General features: G+C 57.5%; 2 protein-coding genes. Both read right to left on the reverse strand.

The window, feature by feature from the left end; all coding sequences use genetic code 11:
- Positions 1–39 precede the first annotated feature (39 nt).
- Entirely contained in the window at positions 40–1,707 is a 1,668-nt protein-coding gene (locus ACHHRT_RS13655; RefSeq protein ID WP_395500322.1) for a transposase, read from the reverse strand.
- Positions 1,708–1,823: 116 nt separating this feature from the next.
- Complete coding sequence (locus tag ACHHRT_RS13660) at positions 1,824–2,432, reverse strand: hypothetical protein (protein ID WP_395500323.1); 609 nt, start codon at positions 2,430–2,432, stop codon at positions 1,824–1,826.
- Positions 2,433–2,775: the final 343 nt, after the last annotated feature.

Here is a 2,775-nt window from a genome sequence, read left to right on the forward strand (position 1 = left end):
TAAAGCTATTGTCACAATATTCAGTTGGATGTGCCATATTCAAGCCCCAAGCGACCGAATTATCTGGCCGGGTAAGGCCGGCAGATTCATGAGTGCCCGGAATCCCGGCAGGATGCGATCACTATTAGCCTCCAGCTCGTCAAATTTAGCAATCGGGCGGGATGTCGCGACTTCGGCGAACAGTTCTTCGAGATTGGCTTTGCCGTCGAGCAGGACTTTCGTATAGGCGGGATTGTTCAGGTTTTTGACCAACGGCGTATCGGCCAGCATTGCCTGCAGGGCTCGCTGCATGGAGTTGTTGCCGGTCTTACGACGATGGCCGCGTTTTAAGCTGCGGAAGAACTGCTCCATGATATTATTGGTTCGCTGGGGATATATGGTGACCGGACCTTCTGGGGCCGCCACGGTTATGGGATCGGCGAAAAGTTTGTCGTCGTACTTGTCGATCTGGGCGGCCATTTTTTGGCTCGGCGGGTCAGCTGCCAGTTCGGGATCATCGGCCAGTTGACGGCGGAACTCTTTGACGCCCTGGCGTATAGTGGTCATGGCCTCGACCGTGCCTTCATCGTTCAAGCCGTTGCCGCCGTCCACCGGGGCAAGCCGCATGGCCGTGCGCAGGCAGTCGAAGCTTTGGCAGCGCGACTGCAACTCTGTCACCGCTTGGCGGATTTCCTGATCTTCGGCGACGAAGCAGGCTTGGGCCAACACCTTGAAGATCGGCTGATTGGTGTCCGGCTCATCGTCAACCAGCAGCAGGTCCAGCAGTTGCGGCATGAGCCGCTCCAGTTCCATTAAACGTTGGGCAAAGTCCAACAGCGGGCGATCGAAGGGAAAGCCGTAGCCGTCCCCGCTATGTTTACCGTGCAAGGCCCAAAGGGTCAGCGAATAGGTAGCGGCTATGGGCATCAGTTCGAGATCTTTCGGCTGGTCGGCGGCTTTGATGGCCCCGGCCAGAGCAGCGCACCGGTCGCTATGCTCAACGAGTTGCAAGCGCATTTCTCGAGCCAGCGCATGCAGCCGGGAACTGGCGGCATGGCTGCGCAACCCCTTGCGTAAACGGGCATAGGCGGGTTCGAGATAATCCTTGCCGATATCGCGAAGAAAATGGAAATGGCAAACAAAATCACGTACTCCGGGGAATACCTCGGCAACCGCCTTGCCGATCCCGCTCCCCATATCGCGGACGCAGGCCAATGGGCGGCCATAGTCCCCTGCCAGTTGACGCAGGAAGGGTACGATATAGTCGGCATTCTCACTGGGCAATTTTATGTTGGCCAAGACGAATTTACTCAAGCTGTCCATGCCCGTCATCAGCGCCATGGAGCCGCTGTCATGGGTGGCGTCAAGATGGAGAATATAGCCCCCGGCCATGGTCATGGTCTGCCGGATGCGAGGGGCGGCCCGGCGGTGAGCAATGGCCAGGTCGGTAATGAATTTGCGGCCCAAATAGTCGATCTCGGAGGTGCTGAGGCGAATATTGCGGGCGGCCAACTCGGCGCGAACTTCCTGCCCGGTGCGATGCCGCTGAAACAATGCCCGGCCGACGTAAACCAGGATCTCATAGCCGACGTTGCAACGGGGCTCAACCAGCCGGGCCAGGGCCTCGGAGCCGAAAATGCGGCGACAATCGGGGCATTGCGCCACAGTCTCATGGGCGATGAAGGGTCCGGCCATGAGGAGGATCTTTTTACGCCGGCTCTTTTGCACGATCAGACGACCACCGCAGGAGCAGGTTGCTGTTTTCGGAGCAAAGCGGATAACCGGCGGGAGGGGAAAGAGAGCTGTGGGCGATACCTCCCGCAGCGTTTGTTCCTGCCAGTAAGTCAAGGCCCGTAAGGCTTCGGCTTGGCAGCCCGGGTCGTTTTTTTTAAACCATGGCGGGCGAAAAGGTCCGCAACCTGGGCCGTTTTGAGGTTGAGCTGCCGGTTGCCGCCCACCACCGCTGCCAGCTCTTCGAAGCTGAGCTCCGGTTGTCGGATGAACTCGGCCAGAATGAGGACCGCAATCTCTGCCGGCAGCGCCGCCGCCGGCTGGTTCCCGGCCAGGACTTGCAGTTGTGCAGCTTGAACGGGTTGATCGACCGCGAGGTAGAGATGGCTGCGCCCCATCGGTTGACGGGCCAACTTGCCGTGGCGGCACAACTGAACCAGGACCGAATGACACCGGCAGCGGAGTTTCACCCCAAGCTGTTGCGCCGTCAAACCCGCTGGACTGCGGCCAACCAGCTGAATGAGGGTGCCGGTTAAACTGCCGGCCCGTGAAAAGCCGATGAGTTCGTGAAACCAGAGACCGTCCCGGTCGAAGCGGGGGATCGACTTCAGGGTGTACCATTTGCCGTTGTGGGTGAAACTGCTGTAGTAGCCGGCCGCTTTCAGGTACCGCCGAGTCGATGGCATCGAACAGCCCAGTTCGTCGGTCAGCGGCTCGATCATCCAGCAGGGGTGGCTGTGGAACAGGGAAACCAACTGTTGTTGCCGGGCGGAATCGGTTGCCATGGCAGCCTCCTGATAATGTATTGCATATAGCCACGTAAACCTTAGATTCATGCAATACATTATCAGAATTCAAGCAATGTGGCAACCCCGACCCCAATATTGTAATTTGGGGGCTGGCGCCAGCTATTTCATTGTATTTACGAGAAGTTTTCATGGTGTGTGTTGTGGGAGTACCATCTTTATTCAAGTGAAAATTGTCGAGCATCATGACAAGGTATGGCAAAACAGGAGTCGCTTATTAGCTGATTTTGCGTGATCCAACTGAATATTGTGACCATAG

This window comes from Desulfurivibrio modestus (genome assembly GCF_044068625.1).
Classification (GTDB): Bacteria; Desulfobacterota; Desulfobulbia; order Desulfobulbales; family Desulfurivibrionaceae; genus Desulfurivibrio.

Coding starts and splice junctions, on each gene's coding strand:
- ACHHRT_RS13660 (WP_395500323.1), bottom strand. CDS start 2,432: ATGATCGAGCCGCTGACCGACGAACTGGGCTGTTCGATGCCATCGACT.